The organism is Arthrobacter sp. SW1 (assembly GCF_001766675.1).
Lineage (GTDB): Bacteria > Actinomycetota > Actinomycetes > Actinomycetales > Micrococcaceae > Arthrobacter.
In genome coordinates this window covers 41,539-66,968 of sequence record NZ_MJLT01000003.1, presented here as the reverse complement: position 1 = coordinate 66,968, position 25,430 = coordinate 41,539, and the positions used below count along the sequence as shown (strand labels likewise).

The 25,430-nt window shown below is 67.5% G+C and carries 19 protein-coding genes; 13 read left to right on the top strand and 6 right to left on the bottom strand.

Annotated features, from left to right (window positions below):
- Positions 1-82 precede the first annotated feature (82 nt).
- Positions 83-2,887 carry an alpha-amylase family glycosyl hydrolase gene (locus BIU82_RS04065; RefSeq protein WP_070348191.1) on the bottom strand — a complete coding sequence of 935 codons (2,805 nt, stop codon included), beginning with the start codon at positions 2,885-2,887 and terminating at the stop codon, positions 83-85.
- A 143-nt stretch (positions 2,888-3,030) separates the two neighbouring features.
- A complete protein-coding gene (locus tag BIU82_RS04060; RefSeq protein ID WP_171906489.1) occupies positions 3,031-4,056 on the bottom strand; it encodes a beta-propeller fold lactonase family protein in 1,026 nt (341 codons plus the stop codon).
- Positions 4,057-4,199: 143 nt separating this feature from the next.
- Between BIU82_RS04060 and BIU82_RS04055 the strand changes: the two genes are divergently transcribed.
- The 4 genes from BIU82_RS04055 to BIU82_RS04040 all read left to right on the top strand — a co-directional run bounded on the left by BIU82_RS04055 (position 4,200) and on the right by BIU82_RS04040 (position 9,196).
- A complete protein-coding gene (locus BIU82_RS04055) occupies positions 4,200-5,687 on the top strand; it encodes a four-carbon acid sugar kinase family protein (RefSeq protein WP_070348190.1) in 1,488 nt (495 codons plus the stop codon).
- A 169-nt stretch (positions 5,688-5,856) separates the two neighbouring features.
- Positions 5,857-6,756 carry an NAD(P)-dependent oxidoreductase gene (locus BIU82_RS04050; protein ID WP_070348189.1) on the top strand — a complete coding sequence of 300 codons (900 nt, stop codon included), beginning with the start codon at positions 5,857-5,859 and terminating at the stop codon, positions 6,754-6,756.
- Between the two features lie 44 nt (positions 6,757-6,800).
- Entirely contained in the window at positions 6,801-8,303 is a 1,503-nt protein-coding gene (locus BIU82_RS04045) for a GntP family transporter (protein ID WP_070348188.1), read from the top strand.
- Positions 8,303-9,196, top strand: a complete 894-nt coding sequence (locus BIU82_RS04040; protein ID WP_070348187.1) for a class II fructose-bisphosphate aldolase — start codon at positions 8,303-8,305, stop codon at positions 9,194-9,196. The genes BIU82_RS04045 and BIU82_RS04040 overlap by 1 nt, the downstream gene beginning before the upstream one ends.
- Before the next feature lie 28 nt (positions 9,197-9,224).
- Here BIU82_RS04040 and BIU82_RS04035 read toward each other — a convergent pair whose 3' ends face one another.
- Together BIU82_RS04035 and BIU82_RS04030 are read right to left on the bottom strand one after the other, a co-directional pair.
- On the bottom strand, positions 9,225-12,017 hold the full coding sequence (locus BIU82_RS04035; RefSeq protein ID WP_083292183.1) for a beta-eliminating lyase-related protein: 2,793 nt from the start codon (positions 12,015-12,017) through the stop codon (positions 9,225-9,227).
- A 131-nt stretch (positions 12,018-12,148) separates the two neighbouring features.
- Positions 12,149-13,153, bottom strand: coding sequence for an Lrp/AsnC family transcriptional regulator (locus BIU82_RS04030; RefSeq protein ID WP_070348186.1), 1,005 nt, complete (start codon positions 13,151-13,153; stop codon positions 12,149-12,151).
- Between the two features lie 123 nt (positions 13,154-13,276).
- Here BIU82_RS04030 and BIU82_RS04025 point away from each other — a divergent pair, with 123 nt between their 5' ends.
- From BIU82_RS04025 to BIU82_RS04005, 5 genes are all read left to right on the top strand, one after another.
- On the top strand, positions 13,277-14,725 hold the full coding sequence (locus tag BIU82_RS04025; RefSeq protein WP_070348185.1) for an MFS transporter: 1,449 nt from the start codon (positions 13,277-13,279) through the stop codon (positions 14,723-14,725).
- On the top strand, positions 14,722-15,885 hold the full coding sequence (locus BIU82_RS04020) for an amidohydrolase (protein WP_070348184.1): 1,164 nt from the start codon (positions 14,722-14,724) through the stop codon (positions 15,883-15,885). The genes BIU82_RS04025 and BIU82_RS04020 overlap by 4 nt, the downstream gene beginning before the upstream one ends.
- Before the next feature lie 52 nt (positions 15,886-15,937).
- Complete coding sequence (locus BIU82_RS04015; protein WP_070348183.1) at positions 15,938-16,330, top strand: DUF1304 domain-containing protein; 393 nt, start codon at positions 15,938-15,940, stop codon at positions 16,328-16,330.
- A 119-nt stretch (positions 16,331-16,449) separates the two neighbouring features.
- Positions 16,450-17,793 (top strand): acyltransferase, encoded by a 1,344-nt coding sequence (locus tag BIU82_RS04010; protein WP_083292181.1) that lies wholly within the window; start codon positions 16,450-16,452, stop codon positions 17,791-17,793.
- Positions 17,790-18,146 carry a GNAT family N-acetyltransferase gene (locus tag BIU82_RS04005; protein WP_070348182.1) on the top strand — a complete coding sequence of 119 codons (357 nt, stop codon included), beginning with the start codon at positions 17,790-17,792 and terminating at the stop codon, positions 18,144-18,146. Before BIU82_RS04010 ends, BIU82_RS04005 begins: the two co-directional genes overlap by 4 nt.
- Positions 18,147-18,164: 18 nt before the next feature.
- Here BIU82_RS04005 and BIU82_RS04000 read toward each other — a convergent pair whose 3' ends face one another.
- Positions 18,165-18,839: an AAA family ATPase gene (locus BIU82_RS04000; protein WP_070348245.1), complete on the bottom strand. Its 675-nt coding sequence runs from the start codon at positions 18,837-18,839 to the stop codon at positions 18,165-18,167.
- 5 nt (positions 18,840-18,844) lie between these two features.
- Positions 18,845-19,192 (bottom strand): hypothetical protein, encoded by a 348-nt coding sequence (locus tag BIU82_RS03995; protein WP_070348181.1) that lies wholly within the window; start codon positions 19,190-19,192, stop codon positions 18,845-18,847.
- 773 nt (positions 19,193-19,965) lie between these two features.
- Between BIU82_RS03995 and BIU82_RS03990 the strand changes: the two genes are divergently transcribed.
- Genes BIU82_RS03990 through BIU82_RS03975 form a run of 4 tightly spaced genes read left to right on the top strand, consistent with a single transcriptional unit; the run spans position 19,966 to position 25,365 of the window.
- Entirely contained in the window at positions 19,966-21,504 is a 1,539-nt protein-coding gene (locus tag BIU82_RS03990; protein ID WP_253182678.1) for an aspartate aminotransferase family protein, read from the top strand.
- Complete coding sequence (locus BIU82_RS03985; protein WP_070348180.1) at positions 21,501-22,895, top strand: lysine N(6)-hydroxylase/L-ornithine N(5)-oxygenase family protein; 1,395 nt, start codon at positions 21,501-21,503, stop codon at positions 22,893-22,895. The genes BIU82_RS03990 and BIU82_RS03985 overlap by 4 nt, the downstream gene beginning before the upstream one ends.
- On the top strand, positions 22,892-23,494 hold the full coding sequence (locus tag BIU82_RS03980; RefSeq protein ID WP_070348179.1) for a GNAT family N-acetyltransferase: 603 nt from the start codon (positions 22,892-22,894) through the stop codon (positions 23,492-23,494). The genes BIU82_RS03985 and BIU82_RS03980 overlap by 4 nt, the downstream gene beginning before the upstream one ends.
- Positions 23,491-25,365: an IucA/IucC family siderophore biosynthesis protein gene (locus BIU82_RS03975; protein ID WP_070348178.1), complete on the top strand. Its 1,875-nt coding sequence runs from the start codon at positions 23,491-23,493 to the stop codon at positions 25,363-25,365. The genes BIU82_RS03980 and BIU82_RS03975 overlap by 4 nt, the downstream gene beginning before the upstream one ends.
- Positions 25,366-25,430: the final 65 nt, after the last annotated feature.

The following is a 25,430-nucleotide window of genomic DNA, read 5'->3' as shown; positions in this document are numbered from 1 at the left end:
AAGAAAAATGCGGGGCCCGCTCTGCGTGCTTTCGCCGAGGCAAAAGACGCAGAGCGGGCCCCGCATTCGCGGGAAGGGAAACTCAGCCCGCCGTGATCAGGTGGCTGGCATGGTCGTAGCTGAACGTCACCGGACCGCCGGGGTGGTTGAGCACGATGTTGTTGCCGTTGGCCGCGCCGCCCAGGCCGTAGTTCTCGGCCCAACTGCCGTTCAGTGCTGCCTTGAATTCGTAGCTTCCGGCGGGGAGCTCTGCGGTCAGCTTCCACAGGCCGTCGGCGGGATCAAAGGTGAGCTGCGCCTGGGCGCAGTCCGGCATCCAGTCCCCGGCGCAGCCGAGTTCGGAGTTCAGGCTGCCCGGGGCGGACACGGCTCCCGGCTGCGGCCCGGGGAGAGCCGCGCGGATCACGTTGGTGTTGTGGTCGTAGAGGAACGTGACGGCGCCGCCCGGGTGGTCGAGTGCGATGTTGGCTCCGTTGGGTTCGCCGCCGGCGCCGTAGTTTTCGTCCCAGCTCCCGTTGAGCGCTGCCTTGAATTCGTAGTGCCCCGCGGCGAGGTCCGGAACACGGAGCACCCAAAGCCGGTGGGTGGCGTCGTAGCTCATGCCGGCTTCGGCGCAGCCTGGCTGCCAGTCGGAATCGCAGCCGAGCTCACTGTTGAGGCTGCCCGCCACGGTGACCGAGTCCGGCTGCACGGCCTCACCCACCACGCCGCTGCGGACATCGCTGACGGCGGTGTGCCCGGCATTGTCCAGGACCACCGCGCGGTATTCCACGGCCGTCCCGGCGGCCAGTGCCGACACATCGTGGAACACCTGGTACGGGGCGTTGTCGTCCACGCCGATGCGCTGCCAGTCGCCGCCCGGAACGCGCGCTTCGAAGCTGACCTCATTGAACGCGGAACTCTCGACGGCGGCGCCCACCTTGATCCGGCCGCTGTCCGCCGCCGAGGTGGCGGGCTTGCCGAGCGCGACGGCGGGTGCCGCCGTCGAGACCGGAAGCTTGTCCACCGCGCGGTACACCACAGCCGAAAGCGGCGGGACCGTCACGGTCAGGGTGGAGTCCGCAGCGGTAGTGAGCTGCTTCGCGGCGTCGCCGTAGATCCGCTTGAATCCCGCGTTGGCGCGGTACGTGGGGATGGCGGCGGTCTGTGTGGTTTCGCTGTTGTTCAACGCCACCACGTATTCGCGCTGTTCCTTGGCGTCGGTGCGGGAGAAGGCGTAGATGCCCGGGCCGTCGGAGGCGTAGCGGTGCTGCTGGGCGCCGTCGCGCAAAGCGGTGTGCTCCTTGGTGAGAGCGGCCAGTTCTGCGATCTTGCGGTACAGCGGGTGCGCGGTGTTGAAGTTGTCCGTGGCGTGCGTGGCGTCGGTGCCCAGGAGGTCGTCGTCCAGGTATTCGCTGACCTGGCTGGCGAACATCGGCTGGCGGGAATCCTGGTCCCCGCCGGCGCCGGTGAAGCCCTGTTCGTCGCCGTAGTACACCACGGGGTTGCCACGGGAGAAGTACATGAGCTCATGCGCAAGGTTGTCGCGCTTGAGCAGTTCGGCGTCGGCGGCGCCGGCGTTGTCCTGGGAGATGAACGTGCCGATCCGGCCCATGTCGTGGTTACCCAGGAACGTGGGCAGCTGGTACACGTTGGAATCGGCGTCGGTGTACCAGTCGTCCCCGCCGAAGAAGTCCTTCAGGCCGGTGGCCTTGCCGCTCTGGGAGGCGAAGCTGCGGGCCGCGCCCTGGAAGCCGAAGTCCAGCACGGCCTGCATGCGGTTGCGGGTGGTGTACTTCGAGGTGAAGGTCTTGGAGGTATCGAAGACCTCGCCGAACATGAAGAACTCGTCCTTGCCCTGCTGCTTGGCGTAGCTGAGGACCTGCGGGCCGAACTGCTGCCAGAACTCGTCGTTGACGTGCTTCATGGTGTCGATCCGGAAGCCGTCGATTCCGAAGTCCCGGATCCAGCCCTTGTAGATGTCCACCATGCCGTTGACCACGCGCGGGTGTTCGGTGAAGAGGTCATCCAGCCCGAAGAAGTCCCCGTACAGGGCGTCCTCGCCGGAGAAGGTGGTGTTGCCGCGGTTGTGGTAGAGCGTGGCGTCGTTCAGCCAGGCCGGAACCTTGACGTCCTTTTCCGCCTCCGGAACGAACGGGGTGTACGGGAAGGAGGTGGCGGCGTCGAGCTCCGGGAAGGCCTGGGTTCCCGCGTAGTCGTGGTCGTCGAACGGCTCGCCGGCGGCCGAGCGGTACGGCTCGGTGGCCTTGGAAATGTACGGCGCGGAGCTGGATTCCTTGTACTGGATCACGTCCGCGGTGTGGTTGGTGATGATGTCGAAGTAGACCTTCATGCCGCGGGCGTGGGCGGCGTCGATCAGTGACTTGAGCTCGGCGTTGGTGCCCAGGTGCGGATCGATCTGGGTGAAGTCCGTGACCCAGTAGCCGTGGTAGCCGGCGGAGCTGTTGTCCAGTTGCCCGCCGCCCTGCACGGCCTTGTTCTTGAAGCTCGGGGTCAGCCAGACGGCGTTGGTGCCCAGGCCCTTGATGTAGTCCAGGCGGTCCTGCAGGCCCTTGAGGTCGCCGCCGTTGTAGTAGCCCTTGCGGGTGGGGTCGAAGCCGGACACGAGAGGATCGGTGCCGAGGCCGCCGGTGTCGTTGGCGGTGGTGCCGTTGCTGAAGCGGTCGGCCATGACGAAGTAGAAGTTCTGCTTGCTGAGGCTGCCCTGGCGCAGTGAGTGGCCGGCGTCGGGAGCGGGCTTGCGGGCGGCTTCGGCCGCAGGTGCCGGGAGTGCTGTGGCGGAACACGTCAGCGCGGCGGCGAGGACGACGGCGGCGGCCCGGCTAAGCGGGCGACGGCGGCCGTTCCGGCGGGCGGCGCTGCCCGGGGACGTTCTGGGGGATGACATGACTGAGCCTTTCGCGAAAGGAGGGCTGTGTGGCAAGTCACAACTGTAAGCGTTTGCGAGAAGTTAATCCATGGTGCAGTTGGGAACTATTGGGCCATTCGAGGCGCTGCGCCGCCAAAGCTGGAAGCGTTTCCAGTGCTGATCTACGCCGTTCCGCCAACAACCAGCGCGGTGGGCGATCCGGTTTCCAGTCGCGCCACCGGGCCGGTCGGCAGGCCGGTCTCCGGATCCAGCCTGAACGTCACGACGTCGTTGGAGCGCTCGTGCGCCACGTGGAGCCAGCCGTCGTGCACCAGGTGGTGGCGCGGCCAATCGCCCCCACTGGGAACCTCGCCAAGTGCGGCGGCGCCGCCGTTGGCCACCGCCAGGGCGCAGACCCGGTTTGATCCGCGCACGCCAACATAGGCGTGGCGGCCGTCGGGGGAGAGGGCGATCTCGGCCGCGGCGTCGCCGTCGCGGGCTCCCACGGCGCTCGCCGGAACCATGGCCGCCAGCGTGAAACGGCCGTCCGCGCCGGCCTCCACCACCGCGACTTCGATCGAATATTCGGTGACGACGAAAACCGTTCCGTCCGGGTGCTGCACCAGGTGGCGCGGGCCGGAATCCTTCGGCAGCGTGATCTCCTGGACGAGGCGCAGGCCCTCGCCGGGCGCGTAATCCCAGGCCCGAAGCAGGTCGTGGCCCAGGTCGGTGGTCATGACCCGCCCGTCAGCCAGCATCAGGGTGGCGTGCGCGCGGCTGGGGCGTCCGGCGTCGTAAGGATCCCGCGAAGGTTCCGCCGCGTGGCGGGAGGCGATGGCGCCGTCGTCGTCCAGTTCGAAAAGCAGCACCTGGCCGTCGCCCCAGCACGCAACCACCCGGAATCGGCCGCGGGGATCGACGGCGACATGGCAGGCGGCGGAACCGGCGGGCCAGGCCTCGCCGAGCGGCTCAAGGGTGACGCCGGATCCGCTGCGGCGGTATGTGCGCACCGTCTGAGCGTGTTCGTGGACCGCGTAGACCAGCGGAAGCGCGGGATGGGTTGCGAGGAACGACGGCGAATCGCCCGCCGCGGCGAGCCCAAGGGACTCCAGCGATCCGTCTGGCCGGGCCCGCAGGGCGCCGATTCCACGGCCCGCGCCGCCGGCGTCGGAGGTGTAGGAGCCGGTCCAGATGAGGGTGTCAGCCATGCCGCCATCCTAGCGACGGCCTATGGGACGCAGCTCACCTTGCGCGGCGGCCAAGGCTCATGTCACACTATTGCAAATGCTAGATGTCTGACATCTTACATTCCTGATTCCAAGACCAGCCTTCCCACACAATGGAGTGCCCCGTGGCCCTTGAAGCCGACGTCCTGGCCGCCTTCCCGGCCGAAGTCCAGGTTCCCGCCCAGCTGGTGGCCGACGCCGTCGCCGCGTCCGCTGCGGCCTCGCCCCGCATCCTCGTGGTGCTGGATGACGACCCCACCGGAACCCAGTCCGTCGCCCGACTGCCTGTCCTGACCCGCTGGGACGTGGCCGACTTCGATTGGGCCTTCGGTCGCGTGGTGGAGAACGGCCTGGAACCGGCCGTCTACGTCCTCACCAACACCCGCAGCCTGGACCCCGCCGAGGCCGCCGCCCGCAACGAGGAAATCGTCCGCAACGCGCTCGCCGCGGCGCCGGCAGCCGGCGTCCGCGTAGGCTTCGTGAGCCGCTCCGACTCCACCCTGCGCGGCCACTACCCGCTGGAAACCGACGTCATCGCCGCCACCGTCGCGGCTGAAAGCGGCGAGGCGACCGACGGCGTGGTGATCGTTCCGGCCTTCCCCGACGCCGGCCGCGTCACCATCGGCGGCGTGCACTACATGCGCGGCGACGCCGGCAGCCTCACCCCGGTATCCGATACCGAATTCGCCAAGGACGCTACCTTCGGCTTCGCCAATTCCGAGATGGCCAAGTATGTGGAGGAGAAGTCGGAAGGCCGCTTCGCCGCAAGCGATGTGATCGTCCTGGACCTCAACATTATCCGTGCCGGTGCCGCCGCCGGGGACCCCGCGATCTCTGCCAAGGCCATTGCGGACGCCATCGACGCCGCCACGGACTCCACCCCGGTCGTGGCCGACATCGTCACCGAAAACGATCTCCGCCTGCTCGCCCTGGGCCTGGAAGAAGCCGAACGCCGCGGCAAGAAGCTGCTCTACCGCGTGGGGCCGCCGTTCGTTCGCGGCCGCATCGGCCAGGAAATCCGCCCGGCCCTTAGCGGCGAGGAAGCCTTCGAAGGCAACACACCCTCCACCGCCGGCGGCCTGATCGTGGTCGGCTCGCACGTGGGCCTGACCACCCGCCAGCTCAACGTCCTCACCGCGGAGCACGGCTCCGCCCGGATCGTCGAGATCGACGTGGAGAAGCTCCTCGCGGACGAAGCGGAAGGCGACGCGTACATCGGATCCGTGGTGGCCGCCGTCGTCGACGCCCTGCATGAAGGCGACGTGATCGTCCACACCAGCCGCCTGCTCATCAAGAGCGACGACGCCGCCGCGAGCCTGCAGATCGCGCGCACCGTTTCTGCCGCCGTCGTGAGCGTGGTGAACCGGACGCTGAAAACCTTCCCGCCGCGGTTTGTCATCGCCAAGGGCGGCATCACCTCCTCGGACGTGGCGGCGCACGGCCTGGAAATCCGCCATGCCATTGTCCGGGGCCCCATGCTGCCGGGCATCGTCTCGCTGTGGGAGCCGGTGGACGGGCCCGCGAAGGGCATCCCGTACATCGTCTTCGCCGGGAACGTGGGCAACGACGAATCGCTCGCCCAGGTCACCCGCAAGCTCAGCACCTCTTTCTAAGCGGTGGTTGAGCTTGTCGAAACCGGATCTCGACAGGCTCGATCACCGTTCGACAGGTTCGATCACCGGCCGACAGGCTCGATCACCGGTGGTTGAGCTTGTCGAAACCGGGATCTCGACAGGCTCGATCACCAGCAGACTTACACCGCCAAATTCAACGGAGAACACCATGACCAGCAACTACACCGTCACCGTCCTGGGCCTCGGCGCCATGGGCCTGCCGATGGCCACCCGCATGGCCAGCCAGCTGACCGTCCACGGCTTCGACATCGCCGAACCCCGCCTGGAACTCGCCGCCGAAGCCGGTATCAAGACCTTCGCCTCTGCCCGCGAAGCGTCCCAGGACGCAGACGCCTTGCTGCTTGCCGTGCGCAACGGCGAACAGCTCAACGATGTCCTCTTCGGCGAGAACGGCGTGGCCCCGGTGCTGAAGCCGGGCGCCGTCGTCATCCTCGGCAGCACCGTCGGCACCGAAGCGATTCCGGCGACTGTCGAGCGGCTGGCGGAATTCGGCGTCGAACTCGTTGACGCGCCGCTCTCCGGCGGACCTAAGCGCGCAGGCGAAGGCGACCTGCTGATCGTGGTCGGCGCAGAACCGGCCGCCCTGGAGAAGGCCCGCCCCGCGCTGGAACTGCTGGCCTCCACCCTGAGCATTGTCGGCGACAAGCCCGGCGATGGCCAGGCCCTCAAGACCGTCAACCAGCTGCTCTGCGGCGTGCACATCGCCGCCGCAGCCGAAGCACTGGCCCTCGCCGACGCCCTCGGCCTGGATCAGGAGAAGACCCTCGCCGCCCTCGAAGCCGGCGCTGCAGGCTCCTTCATGCTCTCCAACCGCGGCCCCCGCATCCTCGAGGCCTACAGCGAAGACGGCGCCGAGGTGCTCTCCCGCCTGGACATCTTCGTCAAGGACATGGGCATCGTGGGCAAGGCCACCCGCGCCGCCGGCCTCGCCGCCCCGGTCGCAGCCGCCGCCGAACAGCTCTACCTCCTGGGCCAGGCCCAGGGCCTCGCCGCCGCCGACGACTCCGCCGTCATCAAGGTGGTCGCCCCCGTAAAGCGCAGCAACTAACTCCCCGTTCGCACTACCCTGTTTGTCAAAGGAGACATTCCCCAATGAGTCCCCTCATCGCATCTTTGACGGTCAGTGCCGCCGACGCGCCGCCCATTAAGCCCGCTGTGGAACTCGGCACCCCGATGCTGCTGACCATCGCGGCACTCGGCGTTGCCGTGCTGCTCGTCATGATCATCCGCTTCAAGGTCCAGGCCTTCGTGGCACTCCTGACGGTGAGCATCGGCGTCGCCCTCGCCGCCCAGATCCCGCTGAAGGACGTCTTCACGGTGGTGGCCACCGGCGTCGGCAACACCATGGGCAAGGTGGCGCTGCTCATCTCACTCGGCGCCATTCTCGGACGCATGATCGAGGTGTCCGGCGGCGTGCAGTCCCTCGCCGACCATTTCGTGGCCCGCTTCGGCCGCACCCGCGTGGGCATCGCCCTGACCACCGTGGGCTTCCTGGTGGCCATCCCGGTGTTCTTCGAAGTCGGCGTGATCGTGCTTGTCCCGATCGTCTACGCCTTCTCCAAGCTGCTGAACCTGCACCCCATCAAGTTCGGTCTGCCCATGGCCGGCATCATGCTCGCCATCCACGTGGCCGTTCCGCCGCACCCCGGCATCGTTGCGGGCGCCGGTGTGCTGGGCGCCGACGTCGGACTCATCACCATGCTGTCCCTGGCCATCTGCGTGCCGCTCGGCTTCCTCTCCTACTTTGTGGGCGCGCTGATGAACCGCCGCGAGATGGAACTCCTGCCCTCCGTGAAGGCCCAGCTTGAGGAATACGGCAGCAGCGAAACTGTCCACGAAGGCCACAAGCGCCAGCACGCCCCGAAGCCCGGCCCCGGCGCCGCCGCGCTGAACTCCGCCGTCATGGCACCGCCGTCGGCCGGCCTCATCATGGCCCTCATTGCGGCCCCGATCGTGCAGATCATGGTCGGCACCGTCGGCACGCTCATGCTGCCGAAGACCCACGAGCTCTACGGCCTGTTCGCCTTCATCGGCACCCCGGCGTTCGCGCTGCTGGTCGCCGTGATCCTCGCGTTCTTCTTCCTCGCGGTGCGCCGCGGATGGTCGCTGTCCGAAACCGGCGAGATCTTCGAACAGTCCCTGCCCCCGATCGCCTCGATCCTCATGATCGTCGCCGCCGGCGGTGTGTTCGGTGAAGTCCTCAAGGTCAGCGGCATCGGCGCGGCCCTCTCCGCCACGCTCTCCGGCATGGGCCTGCCGATCATCCTGCTCGGCTTCATCATCTCGCTGGCCCTGCGTGCGGCCCAGGGTTCGGCCACCGTGGCAATCGTCACCACCACCGGTCTCCTCACCGCCGCCGTGCAGAACGGCAACTACAGCCCGGCCCAGATCGCGCTCATCGTGATCGCGATCGGCTTCGGTTCGCTCGGCCTCAGCCACGTCACCGACGCCGGCTTCTGGGTGGTGGTCCGCTACTACGGCATCACGGTGGCTGACGGCCTGAAGACCTGGACCGTCCTCACCACCATCCTGGGCGTGGCAGGCTTCCTGCTGACCTTCGTGGCCTGGATCCTGGTGGGAGGCTTGGCCGTCTGATGCGAGCCAGACTCGATGAACTGGTGACGGCCGCCCTGCAGCGCGGGGCGGCCGTCCCGGCCTTCACCTGTTATGACTTCACCACCGCTACCGCCGTGGTGGAAGCCGCCGAGGACACCGGCCTGCCCGTCATCCTCAACGTGGCGCCGAAGACGGCAGCGACGCGCGCCGGGCAGCGTCTCATTGCGGCCCTCCGCGGACTGGCCGACGGCGCCTCCGTCCCCGTGTGCGTCCAGCTGGACCATGCTTCGGATGTCGCCATCATTGTCGAGTCGGTCCGCTCCGGCGCCGACTGCGTCCTCGCGGACGGCTCCTCCCTCGCCTTCGAGGAGAACGTCGCGTTGGTGCGCGAGGTGCGTGCGGCCCTGGCCGCCGACGGCGCCGGTTCCTTCGAGCACGACGGCGGTGCCGCCGTCGTGCTCGAAGCGGAACTTGGCGGGCTGGCCGGCGACGAGGACAAGGCCTTCGGCGTGGACGCTGGTGCCGCCGGACAGGAGGCCACCGGCCTCACGGACCCCGGGCAGGTGCCCGCCTTTGTGGAGGCCTCCGGCGCGCAATTGCTGGCGGTGGCCATCGGCAACGTGCACGGCAAGTACAAGGGCGCCCCGCAGATCCGCTGGGACGTCCTGGAGCGGATTTCCGCGGCCACGGACGTGCCGCTGGTGCTGCACGGCGCCTCCGGCATCCCGGCGGACGAGCTGCTGAAGGCCCGCGCCCTCGGCGTGGGCAAGGTCAACTTCAACACCGAGCTGCGCACCGGCATCCTCGCCACACTCGAGGCGGAAACCGCCGCGCACCGGGCCGACGGCGAAAACCTCCAAGGCCTGCTGGGCCGCTGGAGCGGTTCGGCCAGGGAGTTCGCCGCGGCCACGCTGCGCACGCTGGGGGAGTAGCGCCGGGGAGTAGCGCCCCGGCGAGCCGTCAGGCCTCCGTCAGTACCCGGAATCCCAGCTCCGGGTTGAAGCCATGGATTTCCCGGGTGTCCAGGACCGACATGAAGGCCAGGATCTCCGCCGTGATCACCTGGCCCGGAACCAGCACCGGGAAACCGGGCGGGTACGGGGTGACGAACGACGCCGAAACGGGCTCTTCCCCGTCGGCGACCCGGCGGGCGAGCTCGGCCGCGGGCACGTACTCCGTGGCTCCCGGTTTGTACGTGGCGAAGTACGCCTCCCGCATGTTGCCGTCCGGCGTCTGCGAATCCACCCGGTAGCGGTCGGCGAAGCGGCTGAAGTCCGGCAGCGGCGGCGGTGAACTGGTCAGCGCCGCCACCCGGGCCTCGTGTGCCCGTCGGCCCAGGCCGCTCATGGCCGCCTGCTCGTCCTCGAAGGACTCGGCAAGCTTCACCAGCACCTCCACCAGGTACGCCACGGAACTCCGCGAGGTGCCGATGTTGGTCATGAACAGCACGCTGTTCCGGCTGGTCTTGTTGACCTGGATGCCGTACTTGTCCATCAGGTATTCGTGCTTGAAGGTATCGCCGTCCACGCCCGTAAGGCCGATGTGCAGCGTCAGCCGGCTCGGGTCCACCACGAACTCGTCCCGCTGCCAGGACTCCGCCATCGCGGCCAGCCCGTCGCGCAGCGGCATCTGCCGTTCCGTTTCGCGGTACTTCGCGGGAATGAGGTCCCGGGTGCCCAGGATCCGGAAGTACTTCTTCAGCAGGGGATGCCGCGCCACGGCCTGCGCGATGCTCACCGCCAGGTCCGCCTGCCGCTGCACCAGCTCGTAGCCTTCGAACTCCACCTGCCGGCGTCCCGCGTCCAGCGAAGCCAGGATCTGGTAATTCGGAGAGGTGGAGGTGTGCGTCATGTACGCCTCGTGGAAGCTCTCCGCGTTCAGCTGCCCGAAGTCCTGGTCGTGGATGTGGATCATCGAGCCCTGCCGCAGGGACGTGAGGGTCTTGTGGGTGGACTGGGTGGCGTAAACGCGCAGCCGCGCCTGCGCCGGATCCGGGATGAGCCGGGTCTGCAGCAATTGCTCGTCGCTGACTGAGTCCAAGCTCCCGACGACGGCGCCAAGCCGCCGCTGCTGTTCGGCGTACCGCCGCGCGTACGCCGGGTCCCGGAACTGCTTTTCGAGTTTCTGCGCCGCCGCCATCGCGGTGCGGCGGCGGTAGATGTGGTGGAAGCCGGCGAACGCGAACCAGGCTTCGTCCCACAGGAACACCAGGTCCGGCTTGATGGCCAGGCATTCCTCCATGACGCGTTCCACGTCGTAGACGATCCCGTCGAAGGTGCAGTTGGTCAGTGCCAGCATCTTGACCTCGTGCAGGCGCCCGGCCTTCCGGTAGTCCAGGAGCATGCGCTTGATGCTCTCCAGCGGCACGGCGCCGTAGAAGGCGAACTCGTCCAGCGGGTAGGCGTCCAGGTAGGCCACTTGCGCACCGGCCAGCATGAGGGCGTAGTGGTGGGACTTGTGGCAGTTCCGGTCCACCAGCACCACGTCGCCCGGCGCCACGATGGACTGGTGCACGATCTTGTTGGCCGTGGAGGTGCCGTTCGTGACGAAGAGCGATTTCTGCGCCCCGTAGGCCCGGGCCGCCAGCTGCTGCGCCTTCTTCAGGGAACCGTGCGGGTCCAGCAGCGAGTCCAGACCGCCGGACGTGGCCGAGGTTTCGGCCAGCAGCAGGTTCAAGCCGTAGAACTCGCCCAGGTCATCGATCCACTTGGAATTCACCACCGAGCCGCCCCGCGAAACCGGCAGGGCGTGGAACACTCCGGCGGGCTTGCGGCTGTACTGCTGCACTGCGTGGAAGAACGGCGCCTCGTAGCGCGCGGCGGCCCCGCCCAGCAGGGACAAGTGCAGTTCCAGGCTGTCCTGGCGGCGGAACAGGCGGCGGAAACGGCGGGTCAGGGAGCTTGCCAGCTCCTCGATGGACACCCCGGCCACCAGGTAAAGGTCCAGCTCAGGCCGCAGTTCGCCGAGCTTCTCTGCCAGCATGAGGATCCTGTCCATCGGCCTGGCCGGAACCTCGCCACCGATGAATCCGGCCAGGAAGGTGCGCAGGTCCCGGCTCAGGCGCTGCCGGCTGCGGGCCACGAAACCGGGGCGCAGCACGCAGGCCTGGATATCCGGGTTGAGCAGCACGGCCACCAGCGCGTCCTCGAAGCTGGGCACGAAGACCGGTTCGTAGACGAACTCGTCGGCCGGACGGCGTTGCGCCAGAAGGTCCGCGCGCATGATGTCCCGCTCGGCCTCGCTCATGTCGTCGATCACCAGCACCTCGAAGCGGCGCCGCGTATCCGCAGGCACCTCAGGCTGTTCGGCGTCGCGTTCATGGTCCGCCGGGGTTTCCGGTGCCGCGTGCACATGCCGGGCGAGCCGGCGGGCCACGGGTTCGATCAGTGCCAGCGCCGCGGAGTAGTCACCGTCTTCCAAGCACTTCCGGAGGCCGGCGATGTAGCCCTGGCCCGGGAACGCCCAGTACATTTCCACGGCCTCCAGCAGCGGCAGCAGCCGGGCGGCTTCGGCGGGCAGCTTCGCGTTGCCGGGCCCGACGGCGGCGGCCTGCTTGACGGCGTAACCCAGGTACTCCCACGCATCCACCCGGAGGCGCCAAACGCTGGCGGGAACCTCGCTGCCGGGCGTCCCGGCTTCGGTGAGATGGCCCGGAAGGCGGGTGCCGGCGTCGGGCACTGTGGCTGAAGGGGCCGGTCCGCCCGGCGGAACGGCTGCGGCACGGGGCTGGCGGGGAGGCGCTGCGGGAAGCATGGGAATCCTGGTTCTCGATCTTCTGGTGCCGGTGGCGTCGTTGCCGCCGGCTGATTCCCACTAAACGACGAAAGCCCTGTGGCGCGGGCCGCATTACCTGCGCTTCTGTCTGGAACTCCGGAATGGGCCGGCTAGGGAGCTTCGCGCCACAGGGGCAGCGGAACCACCCGGGTGCTGCGCCCCTGCTCGTCCAGGACGTGCCCCAGGCGCTTGTAGGTGCGGACCACCGCCTGCCGGGAGATCACGGTGCTGCCCGGAGCCCGGGCCGCGAGTTCGCGTTCGTGGGCCTGGACTTCCAGGTAATCGCGCACCCAGAGGGTAACCACCAGGTTCTGGGCTCCCAGAACCTGGGCACTGAGCCGGCAGCTGGGCAGGGCAGCGAAGTAGCGGCCCACCTCGTCCACATGGGTGGCCGGAACGTTGAGGACCAGGCTCACTTCGCGCAGGCTCTGCTGCACTACGGCGGCGGTATCGCAGCGCATGGTGATGTACCCGGCGGCGAGGAAACGTTCCACCCGGCGGCGGGCAGTTTGTGCGGATACCCCGCAGGCGGCGCCCAGCTCCGTCCAGCTCGCCCGGCCGTTCCCGGCGAGGGCCTCCAGGAGTTCTGCGTCCAGCCGGTCGGGGGAGTACGCCGGTGGCGCCGGAGTGGACTCCCGGGCCATGAGCCTGGCCCGGGCCGGTTCCAGCGTGCCGCTGCGCCAGTCGGAGGCCTGCCGGTACAGCTGGGTCACGAACACCACCTCCCGACGGGTCACTCCGGGGAGGTCGGCGAAGGAACCGGTGACGATCGCCATCAGCTCTTCGTGGCTGGAAGCAAAGCAGTCCACGAAGATGTCGTGCGGCCCGGATACCAGGGACACCGTGCCGAACGCCGGTTCCGCACACAGCTTGTCGATCAATGCCTCGTGCTGTCCGGGCACGGAGGAGAGGTTGATGAACGCGGACCAGCCCGCGCTGAGGTACCGCGGCCCCGGCGAGGGCGTGATCCAAGCGAGCCCCTGTCCGGTGAGGGCACTCCAACGGCGGGCCACGGTTGGCCCGGAGAGCTCAAGCACGTCCGCCACCCGGGACCAGTCGGCCCGCGGATTGATCTGGAGGGCATTGACGATTTCGAGATCTAACTCGGAGATCATGGACGATTCTTTCAAATATCTGTCTTGCTCGGTGGTTTTCATCAATTATCCGCCGCTTCCGAACGGCGTCATTAACGTTGTGACACGCGCCACCCCGGGCGCCCCGAACTTCCAAGGAAGCATATGGCAAGCAAGACAACGTCGGTCACGACAACGACGTCGGCCACGGCGGACCTCACCCGCAAGGCAATCATCGGCATGATTCTCGCAATGGCACTGGTGGAATCCCTCAGCGGCGTCACCCAGGGCTACCTGAACCCGATCCTGCCCGCGCTGGGACCGGTGTTCGCTATCGACGATCCCGCGATCAACGGCATCTTCCTCATTTCCAACGTCAGCTTCGCCGTCCTCACACCCATCATTTCCCGCCTGGGCGACAGCTACGGCTACCGCCTGGTGCTGCGCTGGTCCACCGCGGTGGTGGCCTTGGGCGCGTTTATGATGGCGTTCTGGCCCTCGCTCTGGACGGTGACAGTCGGCGTCGTCCTGCTCACCTGCGTGGTGGGCTTCATCCCTCTGATGATGGGCATTCTCCGCGTGAGCAGCCCCGCGCACACCCGCACCGGCGTCAGCGTGATGATCGGCATCCTCATGATCACCTTCGGCGCGGGCGGGCTGCTGGCCGGCATTGTCGGCGCCTCCCAGCCGACCCTCGGTTTCTGGGTGGCGGTGCCGTTCGCGGTGGCCGGCCTGGTGGCCTCCTTCATCCTGCCCGACGCCGGAACCCCCACCCGCGAAGGCCTCGCCGTGGTCCCGCTGATGGCCTGTTCGCTCGGCCTGATCGGCTTTGTTGTGGCGTTGTCCATGGGGCCGGAGTGGGGCTGGCTGGACCCCCGCACCCTGCTTGCCGGTCTCTTGGGGCTTGGCCTGCTCGCCGCGTGGGTCCGGATCGATTCGCGCCCCGCCGCTAAGGGAGCGTCACCGCAGTCCCGGCGCTTCATGGACCTGCGCATGCTCGCCAACCCCCGGATCCGCACCGTCTCGCTAGCTACGTTCTTCTTCGGCTTCGCGTCCATCAGTTACTTCGGCACCAACGGCATCTTCCTGCACGCCGATCCGCAGAAGACCGGGTACGGCTTCGCCATGAGTTCCTTTGCCATCGCCGTCATCCTGGCCCTCGGCTCGGTGCTGTCCCTTGTGTCCTCCCTGCTGACCGCCCGTGTGCTGCGCAGCTTCGGCGAACGCGCAACCCTGGTTTCCGCGGGCGTGCTGCTGGCCGCCGGCTTCGCCGTGATGGCTCTCGCCCACGGTTCCCTGTCCGGGTACTGCATCGGCTTCGCCCTGTTCAACGTGAGCCTGGGCATGTATCAGGCGGGTACCCGTGCCCTCTCCGTCGAAGGGGTGCCGATGGAGGAGACCTCGACGGCGGCCGGCCTGAATGAGCTGGCACTGTCCGTCGGGATCGCGGTGGGCGCCGCCGTCGTGAAGTTGCTTTCCTCGACTGCCGCGGAAGGCGGACGGATCAGCGAAGGCGGCCTGTTCACGATCTGGGGCGCGCTGGCAGCTGCGGCGCTGCTCGCCTCGGCGGCTTCCGCCCGGTACCCCAAGGCCAAGGCGGAGATGCAGGCATGAGCACGGCCGTGACGGCGCCGGCCGTCGTCCAAAAACAGCTGGAATCCGCGCTGGAACGTTGGGAGCCGGAGGTCCTGGGCCTGAGCCACGCGATCCACGCCGACCCCGAGCTCAGCGGGGAGGAGTTCCGGGCCGCCAAGCGCGTGCGGGCGCTGCTCGCCGCAGCGGGCTTCGCCTTTGACGCCGTCCAACCGTCCCTGCCCACCGCGCTCAGCGCAAAGTGCGGAAGCGGCAGCCTGGTGGTGGGGCTGTGCGTGGAGTACGACGCCCTGCCGGACATTGGCCACGCCTGCGGGCACAACGTGAACGCGGCCAGCGCCGTGGGGGCCGCCCTGGCGCTCGCCGCCGTTGCGGATGACCTCGGCATCACCGTCAAGGTGCTCGGCACGCCGGCCGAAGAAAGCCTGGGCGGCAAGGTGGTGATGATCAAGGAAGGCTTCTTCGACGACGTCTCCCTGGCCATGATGGCGCACGCGGCCGCCGCAGACGTGGTGGGCGGGACGTCCCTGGCCATGTGTATGTGGGAGGTCCTGTACGAGGGCCGGCCCGCCCACGCCGCGGCCGCGCCGGACGAAGGCATCAACGCTCTGGATGCACTGGTGGTGGCCCAGACCGCGCTGGCCCTGGCCCGGCAGCAACTGCCCGCCGGATCCATTCTGTCCGTGATCGTCACCGAAGGCGGCAGCGCCGTCAACGTGATCCCGGACCGCGCGCGGGCCAGCGTGGAGATGCGCGCACCGGACATCGCTTCGCTGCGGATCATCGAAGACCGGGTGCGCCGTTGCCTTGAGGCCGGGGCGCTGGCGAGCCGTGCCTCGCTGACGGTGACGCCTTCCGGGAACCCCTACGCCGAGCTGCGGCAGGACCCCTATTTGTCAGAGGCCTACCGGAAAGCCATGGTGCTCCGGGGGCGTGAGGTGGCGTTCGATCCCGCGCCCGTGGCGTCCACGGACATGGGCAATGTTTCGCTGCTGGTGCCGAGCATCCACCCGCTGCTGGGCTACGAGGTGGGCGGCGCTGCGCACCACACCGCAGAGTTCGCCGCGCACGGTGCCACCGCCTCGGCTGACCGCGCAGTGCTCGACGGCGCGTTTGGCCTGGCGATGGCAGCGGCGGCCGCCGCCGTGGATCCCCGGGAACGGGAGCGGCTGCTGAGGTGAATGTTGAGTGTGTGTGGGGGGGCGCTGCGGGCGGCGCGGCTAGGATCGGTACATGACTATCGCTTCCTTGGTGTTCGCGCTGCTCGCGGGCCTCCTGCACATCTTCATCTTCACCATGGAATCCATCACTTGGAGCCGTCCGGAAACATGGAAGCGCTTCGGAGTCGCATCCCAGTCCGACGCCGACACCAACAAGTCCATGGCCTTCAACCAGGGCTTCTACAACCTGTTCCTCGCCATCGGCGCGCTCGCCGGCATCGCTTTCGTGGGGGCCGGCCAGTCCCAGATCGGCTGGACGCTGGTCTTCAGTTCCTGCGGTTCGATGCTGCTTGCCTCGCTCGTCCTGGTGAGCGGCGGCAGCAAGTACCTCCGCCCGGCGGCGATCCAGGGCACGACGCCGCTGCTCGCCGTCGTGCTCGGAATCCTGGCGGTCACGCTGGGCTGACGGGCGCTCCCGCTCGCCGAGATGGCACTTCTCGGGAGTCCGCTGCGGCAACACTGCCGTGAAACGCCAACTCGGCGGAGAATGGACCCAGCAGGGAAACATCAGCCGCAGGGGGCGCGATGGGATTCTGGGGGAACAGGGCCGAGCCGGCCAAGGCGGGATCCGGGCAGGCCGCCGGAGGGGTTCGGCGGGACCCGGTCATCGATATCGCCCGTTTCTTTTGCCTCACGCTGGTGGTGCTCTCGCACTGCATGATGGTCAGCCCGGTCCTTCACGCCGACGGCACCGTGACCACGGAAAACACCCTCATGGAGCAGCGTTGGTTCGAGCCCGTGCTCTGGGTTTTCCAGGTCATGCCGCTGTTCTTCGTGCTCGGCGGGATTACCGGGCTTGAATCCTGGCGGCGGCTACGGGCCCGTGGCGGAACCGGTGTGGACTACGCCCAACTACGGCTGCTGCGCCTGGTCCGGCCGGCCACGGCACTGCTGGCCGTGATGTTCGCAGGGCTCTTCGCGGCACAACTGCTGGGCGTGCATCCGCAGGTCATCCAGCTCATGGCCACCGGCGCCGGGATGCCGTTGTGGTTCCTGGCCGCTTACCTCGCGGCGCAGCTGAGCGTCCCGTTGCTGGCCCGGCTGCATTCACGTGCTCCGTGGCTGACGCTGGGCGGCCTGGTGGCCGCGGTGATTGCGGTGGACAGCCTGCGGGGAGCGCTGCCTTTGATCGCGGCACTCAACATGGTGTTCGTGTGGTGCGCGGTGCAGCAATTCGGCTTCTTCATCGCCGACGGCTTCCTGGCCGGCCGCAGCAGCGGATGGCTGCTGGGCCTGGTGGTCGGAAGCAACCTGTTGCTCGGCTTGGTCACCGGGGCCGGGGTGTACTCCGGCAACATGATCGTGAACCTGAACCCGCCGAACCTGTGCATGCTGCTGCTTGGCCTCTCACAGGCCGCCACCCTGCAGTTGCTCCGGCCCGCACTGGCGTGGCTGGGCCGGGTGCGCTGGGTGATCGGGGCGGTTGCCGTGGCCGGACGCCGCTCCATGACGGTCTACCTTTGGCACCTTCCGCTGCTCGTCGCGATGTCCGGCCTGCTGCTGCTCAGCGACTTCCCCCAACCGGCTGCCGGCTCCGCCGCCTGGTGGTGGGCGCGGCCGCTGGTGCTGCTCGCCGTCGTCGTGCTGCTCCTGCCGGTACTGCTGTTGTTCGGCAGGCTCGAGGAACGCCCGACGGCGGCCGTCCACGCCCGGGGCCGCGCGCCGGCCGCCGTGGTGACGGCCGGCGTCGTGGTCTTCATCCCGATGGTGGACGCCGCGCTGAACGGGCTGACGCTGGGCTTGCTCGGCGGCGGAGCGGCGTGCTTCATGCTCGCCGTGCTGCTGCTCGGGCGGGTGGTGGAGCCGGCCCCGACGGACCGTTCCGCGCCGTTGCACCAACGTGGAATACGTGCCAAGGTCGAACCATGACCGAGTCCAAGGATTCCCAGGCAGAGTCGTTCCACGGCGACGTGACCACCGTCCGGAACGACAAATTCCACCGCTACGAACTTCTGGTGAACGGCGAACTGGCGGTGATCTCGCAGTTCATGGACCGGCCCGGCCATATCGACTTCACGCACACCGAGACCAAGCCGCAATTCAAGGGCCGCGGCCTGGCGAACGTCCTGGCCCGCTTCGCCCTGGACGACGTGGTGGCCTCCGGGAAACGCATCATTCCGCACTGCCCCTTCATCGCCGCCTACCTGCGCAAGCACGAAGGTTACGAACTCGACGTCGACTGGCCGGCGGAGCGACCTGTGGGAGAGCCCGGGAACGAGTAGCGGGGGCGGCGGGCTGGCTTAGCTGAGACCTCGTGATTCAGGGCTGACTATCGCCGGGTGGTTCCAGTCCCTGTTGTCCACGATCCGGTTTGCGCGTAACCACGGGGCACACGTGCGGAAGTAGATCCGCTGGCCCTCCACGTAGCGCCGCATTTTAGGGTGCGCAGGATCGGCGGGGCTTCCGTCTCTCCGTGCCATGCGGGCTGCCGTCTCGTCGAAGGGCACGTCCAGGAAAATCGAGTAGTCCCAGTAGCAGCGCAGTTCGTCGCGGTGAAGGAACATGCCTTCGATGATTGCGATGCTTCCGGGCGGAGCCTGTTGGACAGGCTGATCCACGTAAACGTCCCGCTCAAGGTCGGTTGCCGCGGTCTTGAACCGTCCGTTGCCTCCCGGCCCGAAGGGGAGGATTGCGTCCCGCAGCAGCGCTTCGTAGTCGTAGCTGTCCTGCCAGAAACCCTCGGGTGAACTTCGGCCGAGCCTGTAGCGCACAGAGCTCAGATGATGGAAATTATCCGCTTCGATAACGACGACGGGTCCGCTCATTCGGGCTGCCAATGCGCGTGCAAAGGTGGACTTTCCGCTTCCGTCCACGCCATCGACGGCGACCAAGGTGAAATGGTCACCGTTATGGGGAATCTCGTCTGCCAGGAATTGCAGAAGACCATCCCGAACTGTCCGTTTCGGAGAGTCCATTAGACTCAGGAGGCCCGGCGCTTCTGCCACTGCCAGGCGTGCCAGAAGAGCAACGCGGTGGTCATTACCAAGGGAACGGGCAGGATCTGCGGGATGGAGCCCATCAGAATCAAGAACAGTGGGGTAGGCCCGGAGTAGGATTCAATGCCGTAACCGGCGGGTCCGAAATTTTCGCCCAAGGCCCACCCGACGAGGAGCATGAGCGCCGCGTCGAGGACCCAGAGCGCCACGATGAACGGGTTGATCTGGAACTTCCGGGTTTCTTCCGGAGCTGCAAGGGGCTCATGCGGGACCGCGTTTCCGTGCTCGTCGATTTCCCGGAAGCTTGCGCCGGCGTTGTTCGTATCCTGCATCGTCCCCCCTTGGATGCTGTTCCATGCCCGGGGCGGCACCACGGGCAGACGTTGCTGTGGACTCTACACCGAACGGCATCATCGACGGCTCGGCATCGAGCGCTGCGGCCGGTGCTTTTCGACGCGCGTCGTCCTTGGCGACGCGCGGACTCCCGCAGCACCAGGAACGAAGCGCGGCGAAAAGAAAGAAGCGGAGCGCCACCTCTCAGCGACGCAGGCCAGGCAGTTGGAGCAGGGGAAAGCGCTGTTATAACCTTCCGTCCCGCTTGCCCAGCCACCCTCTCCGACACGGCCCCGGAAATCCGCGGAATCCCGGGCATCCCGAGACGGAGACAGAGAAGCAACCGGGAGGGAGCGCACGCGCTGGCGCCGGAGCTTCGAGCTGCCGCACCTTGCCGACGGTAGCGCGAAGAACGGGGCAGTGCCCCGGCAACGCAGGCACCGAACCCGCCATCCGAAACCGGGCAAATTACAGCACCCCGGCCGGTCGAGGCCAGTCAACGGTACCCGCCCCGTCATACCTCGTGAATTAGGGCACAAAAGTTTGACTAAAAGGTAAGGCTAAGTAAGGCTTGCCTTGCCTAACAGTGTGCGCAGCATCCGTTGGGCACGTGTTCCAAACCCAACGGAAGGAGGCCGACGTGACGTCGCCCAGCATGGAAATGCGCCCCGGTGTAGAAATCGGTGTAGAAGCCGGCGCAGAGACTGGCGCAGATGCCGGTGAGGTGATCGGCGCGAGCGGGATTGCCGCGGAACAGGACTTCGGCTCCAGCGTGGAGCTCGCCCTCGCCGCCACCAACCAGCTCTTCAATGCGCGGAACTCGCCCAGCTATGTGGCGCAGGTGCTGCAGGGCGTCAACGCCGTGGCCACCAAAGTCCAGCGGACCGCCCGGCCGTTCACCGGCGTCGGGCATGAAGGGCTTAAGGCGAAGGTCGACGCCGTCGACCTCAGCCGCCCGCTCCAGGACACCGCAGCCGCCCTCGAGGAACTCGACGAGCTCTACCTCAAGGACGCCATCTACTTCCACGATTCCCGCTACGCCGCGCACCTGAACTGCCCCGTGGTCATCCCGGCGCTGGTGGGAGAAGCCGTGCTCTCGGCAGTGAACTCCTCCATGGACACCTGGGACCAGAGCGCGGGCGCCACCATGATCGAACGCCGCCTCATCGACTGGACAGCTGAACGCCTCGGATTCGGCAATGACGCCGACGGCGTGTTCACCTCCGGCGGCAGCCAGTCCAACTTCCAGGCCCTCCTGATCGCCCGCAACCACGCCGTCGCCAAGCTCCGCGCCGGCAGCGCCGAAGCCGCCGAGGCCCGCCTCCCGCACCTGCTGGACCGCCTGCGCATCTTCACCTCGCAGGACAGCCACTTCAGCATCCAGAAGTCCGCGTCCATGCTCGGCCTCGGTTTCGACGCCGTCATCGCGGTCCCCACCGCCGCGGACCACCGCATGGATCCCGCCGCGCTGGCGGCCGCCCTTGCCGAAACGCACGACGCCGGCCTGGTGCCGATGGCTGTGGTGGCCACCGCCGGGACCACGGACTTCGGTTCAGTGGACCCGCTCGCGGAGCTCGCCGCCCTGGCCCGCGCCTACGACTCCTGGCTGCACGTGGACGCCGCGTACGGTGGCGGCCTGCTGGTCTCCAACCGTTACCGCCACCTGATCGACGGCACGCAGCTGGCCGATTCCGTCACAGTGGACTACCACAAGACCTACTTCCAGCCCGTCAGCTCGAGCGCCCTGATCGTTCGCAACGGCGCCATGCTGCGCCACGTCACGTACTACGCGGACTACCTCAACCCGGAAAGCGCCGCCAAGGCCCAGGTCCCCAACCAGGTGGACAAGAGCATCCAGACCACGCGCCGCTTCGACGCCCTCAAGCTGTGGCTCACCCTGCGCACCATGGGCGCCGAGGCGATCGGTGCCCTATTTGACGAAGCCATCGACCTCGCAGGCCGCGTCGGCACGCTCCTGGCCGACGATCCGGACTTCGAGCTCGCCGCCGAACCGCAGCTGAGCACCCTCGTGTTCCGGTACCGGCCCGTTGTGGACGGTGCCGGGGTGGACGGCGTCCGCCTCGACGAAGATTCCGCCGACCGCCTCAACCCCGCCATCCGCGCCGCCGTCTTCGCCTCCGGTGAAGCCGTGGTGGCCGGTACCAAGGTGGATGGCCACCACTACCTGAAGTTCACGCTCCTCAACGCCGAGGCAAGCCGGAACGACATCCGCGAAATCATCGAGCTCCTGCGCCGCACCGGCGCCGGCCTGCTCGCCAAGGAAGCACACAGCAAGGACAACGCAGCATGAGCACCACCGCCCCCAAGGAATCGCCGGCCTCTGCCGAAGGCCGCATCTACGACCTCGCCGGCATCGGCCTGGGTCCGTTCAACCTGGGCCTGGCTGCCCTGAGCGAGCCGGTCGACGGCCTGGACGCCGTGTTCCTGGAGCGCCGCGAATCCTTCGACTGGCACCCCGGCATGATGCTGGAACCGGCGCATCTGCAGGTTCCGTTCATGGCGGACCTGGTCACCCTGGCCGATCCGACGTCCAAGTTCTCCTTCCTGAACTTCCTCAAGCAGACCGGCCGCCTCTACCGCTTCTACATCCGGGAAAACTTCTACCCGCTGCGCGCCGAGTTCAACCAGTACTGCCAGTGGGTGGCCGGCCAGCTGGATTCCGTGCGTTTTAGCACGGATGTGCTGGATGTGAGCTACGACGACGGCGTGTACACGCTTTCCGTGCAGGGCCCGGAAGGCGCCGGGGTGCTCAGGGCGCGGCGGCTGGTGCTGGGCACCGGCACCACCCCCTACATTCCGGCAGCCTGTGCAGGAATCGTCTCCGGCCCGAACGCCGGCGGACTGGTCCTCCACAACGCCGAATACCTGCAGAAGAAGGCCGAGCTGCAGTCCAAGCGCAGCATCACGATCGTCGGCAGCGGCCAGAGCGCGGCGGAGATCTACTACGAGCTGCTCAGCGAAATCGACGTCCACGGCTACCAGCTCAACTGGGTGACCCGTTCCGGACGTTTCTTCCCGCTGGAGTACACCAAGCTCACCCTCGAAATGACGTCCCCTGAGTACGTGGACTACTTCCATTCCCTCCCGGCGGAACAGCGTGATTCGCTCATCGACAGCCAGAAGAACCTGTACAAGGGCATCAACTCGGATCTGATCGACGATATCTACGATCTCCTCTACACCAAGAGCCTCTCCGGCATGGTGGATACGCAGCTGTTCACGCACTCCTCGCTCAACGCCGCTTCCTGGGACGCCGCCAAGGGCGCCCACACCCTGGAGCTGCGCCACGAAGAGCACGGCCGGGACTACACCCTGGAGTCCGAGGCTGTCGTGTTCGCCACCGGCTACAAGTACCAGGAGCCGGGCTTCCTGGCCGGAATCGAGGACCGCATCCGCCGTGACTACCGCGGCCGCTTCGACGTGGCACGCAACTACAGCGCCGGCGTCGAACCCGGCGAAATCTTCGTCCAGAACGCGGAGCTGCACACGCACGGCTTCGTCACCCCGGATCTCGGCATGGCCGCCTACCGCAACTCCTGGATCCTGCGCGAAGTCACCGGCCGCGAGGTCTACCCGATCGAACGCAGCATCGCCTTCCAGCAGTTCGGCGCGCCGCCGGCAGCCGTAGCCGCTGCCGGGGCGCCCGCCGCTGCAGGCGAGCCTGTGGCGGTGAACGCATGAGCTTCACGTTCCGCCCCGTGGACCCGGCGGCCGACGCGCCGCTCCTCCACAGCTGGGTGAGCCAGCCCTACGCCCGCTTCTGGGGCATGCTGTCCTCCACAGTCCAGGATGTTGAGGACGAGTACGCGGGCATTGCCGCCAGCGGCCACCACCAGGCGTTCCTGGGACTCGACGACGGCGAACCCGCCTTCCTGATGGAGCGGTACCAGCCGCGCGAATCGCCTTTGGCCGCCGTTTATGAGGTGCAGCCGGGCGATATCGGCATGCACCTGCTGGTCGCGCCACCCGCCGGCGAACCGCAGCCCGGGTACACCACCGCCGTGATGCAGTCCGTCATGGCGCAGCTCTTCGAAGACCCGCAGACCGAACGGGTGGTGGTGGAACCTGACGCCAGGAACCACAAGATCCACGTCCTGAACGAACGGGTGGGCTTCCGCCCCGAGCGGGTGGTGACGCTTCCCGCCGTCGACCCTTCTGAGAAGCATAAGGAAGCGCTCCTGAGCTTTTGCACCCGGGCCGATTTCCTCGCGACCCTGACCCCCGTGCTCGCTGCCGCGGCAGCGGACCCCGCTTACGACACCGCAGGAGAAAGCCGATGACCGCCATTCTCGAAGAGACCGTCGCCGGGCAGGACGCCGCGTCGGTGGAACACCTCACCCCGGAACGCTGGGCCGCCGCCAACCGGCACCTGGTCCGCAAGGCGATTGCCGAGTTTTCGCACGAGCGCATCCTGGTGCCGGAACTGGTACGGGAGGAGGGCGCCGGCGTCGGGACGTACCGGGTGGTGAGCGACGACGCCGCCGTGGAGTACCGCTTCCAGGCGAGCGTGCTGGAACTTGAGCACTGGAGCATTCCGGCGGAATCGATCGTGCGGACTCTGTTGGAGCCGGCGGAGGCAACGGAAGGGGCCGGACCAAGCGAACTGCCGCTGGACGCCTTGGATTTCATCGCCGAATTCCGCGACACCCTGGCCATCCGCGAGGAACAGCTGCCGGTGTACCTGGAGGAAATCAGCAGCACCCTGGCCGGCCACGCCTACAAGCAGGGCAACCCGCTGGGCTCGGCGGAGCTCGCAGCCGGAATCACCGGCGGCGAGGATGTTGCGGCTGATTTCCAGGCGATTGAGCGCACCATGAGCGAGGGCCACCCCTGCTTCGTGGCCAACAACGGCCGGCTGGGCTTCGGCATCACGGATTACCACGCCTTCGCCCCGGAATCCGGTGCCGCGGTGCAGCTGCAGTGGATTGCCGTCCACCGCAGCAAGGCCGTGTTCACCTCCAGCGCCGGCCTGGGCTACCGGGCCCACTTCGAGGCCGAGCTCGGGGCCGGCATTTTGGCCTGCTTCGACGCCGAACTCTCCGCCCGTGGCCTGGATCCGCAGGACTACCTGCTTATGCCGGTGCACCCGTGGCAGTGGGAGAACAAGCTCACCGTGACGTTCGCGGCGGAGATCGCCCAGCGGCACATCGTGCACCTGGGTACAGGCGCGGACGCCTACCAGGCGCAGCAGTCCATCCGGACATTTTTTAACACGTCTGCGCCAAATAAGTGCTACGTCAAAACGGCCATGTCCGTGCTGAACATGGGCTTCATGCGCGGGCTGTCCCCGCAGTACATGAAGGCAACCCCGGCCATCAACGACTGGCTGCAGGAACTGATCGCCGGCGACGCCGAACTGCAGGAACGGGGCCTGGCCATGATTCGCGAAACCGCGGCGATCGGCTACCACAACCACTACTACGAGGCCGCGTCCGCCAAGGGCTCCGCGTACCGCAAAATGCTCTCGGCCCTGTGGAGGGAAAGTCCGCTGCCGCTGCTCAAGGAAGGCCAGCAGCTCACCACCATGGCTGCCCTCCTGCACGTGGATGCCGAGGGGAACTCCATGGTGTCCGCGCTGATCGCACGGTCCGGCCTGGAACCGGCCGAGTGGCTGCGCCGCTACTTTGAGGCTTACCTCGTCCCGCTGGTCCACTGCCTCTTCGAGTACGAACTGGCCTTCATGCCGCACGGCGAAAACGTCATCCTGGTGCTCGAAAACGGCGTGCCGGTGCGGGCCATCATGAAGGATATCGCCGAAGAAATTGTGGTGATGGGGGAGCGGCTCGAACTCCCGGAGGAAGTCTCCCGCATCAAGGCGGACATCCCCGCTGAGGAGATGGTGCTCGCCATCTTCACGGACGTCTTCGACTGCATCTTCCGCTTCCTGTCCGCAATCCTCGCGGAGGACGGAACGCTCGGCGAGGACGAATTCTGGAAGGTGACGGCCGACGTCGTACGCGACTACCAGAAGCGGCACCCGGAACTGGCGGAGCAGTTCGCCATGCATGACCTGTTCGCGCCGGACTTCGAACTGTCCTGCCTGAACCGCCTTCAGCTGCGCAACAACCAGCAGATGCTGGACCTCACCGATCCTTCGGGCGGGCTCCAGATGGCCGGGCGCCTGAAGAACCCCCTGGCGCGCTTCGCGTAAGGGGCACAAGACTGTCGGATTCCGCGGCATCATTCCAGGGGCGTGGGTGCGTACCCTCGGTGTGC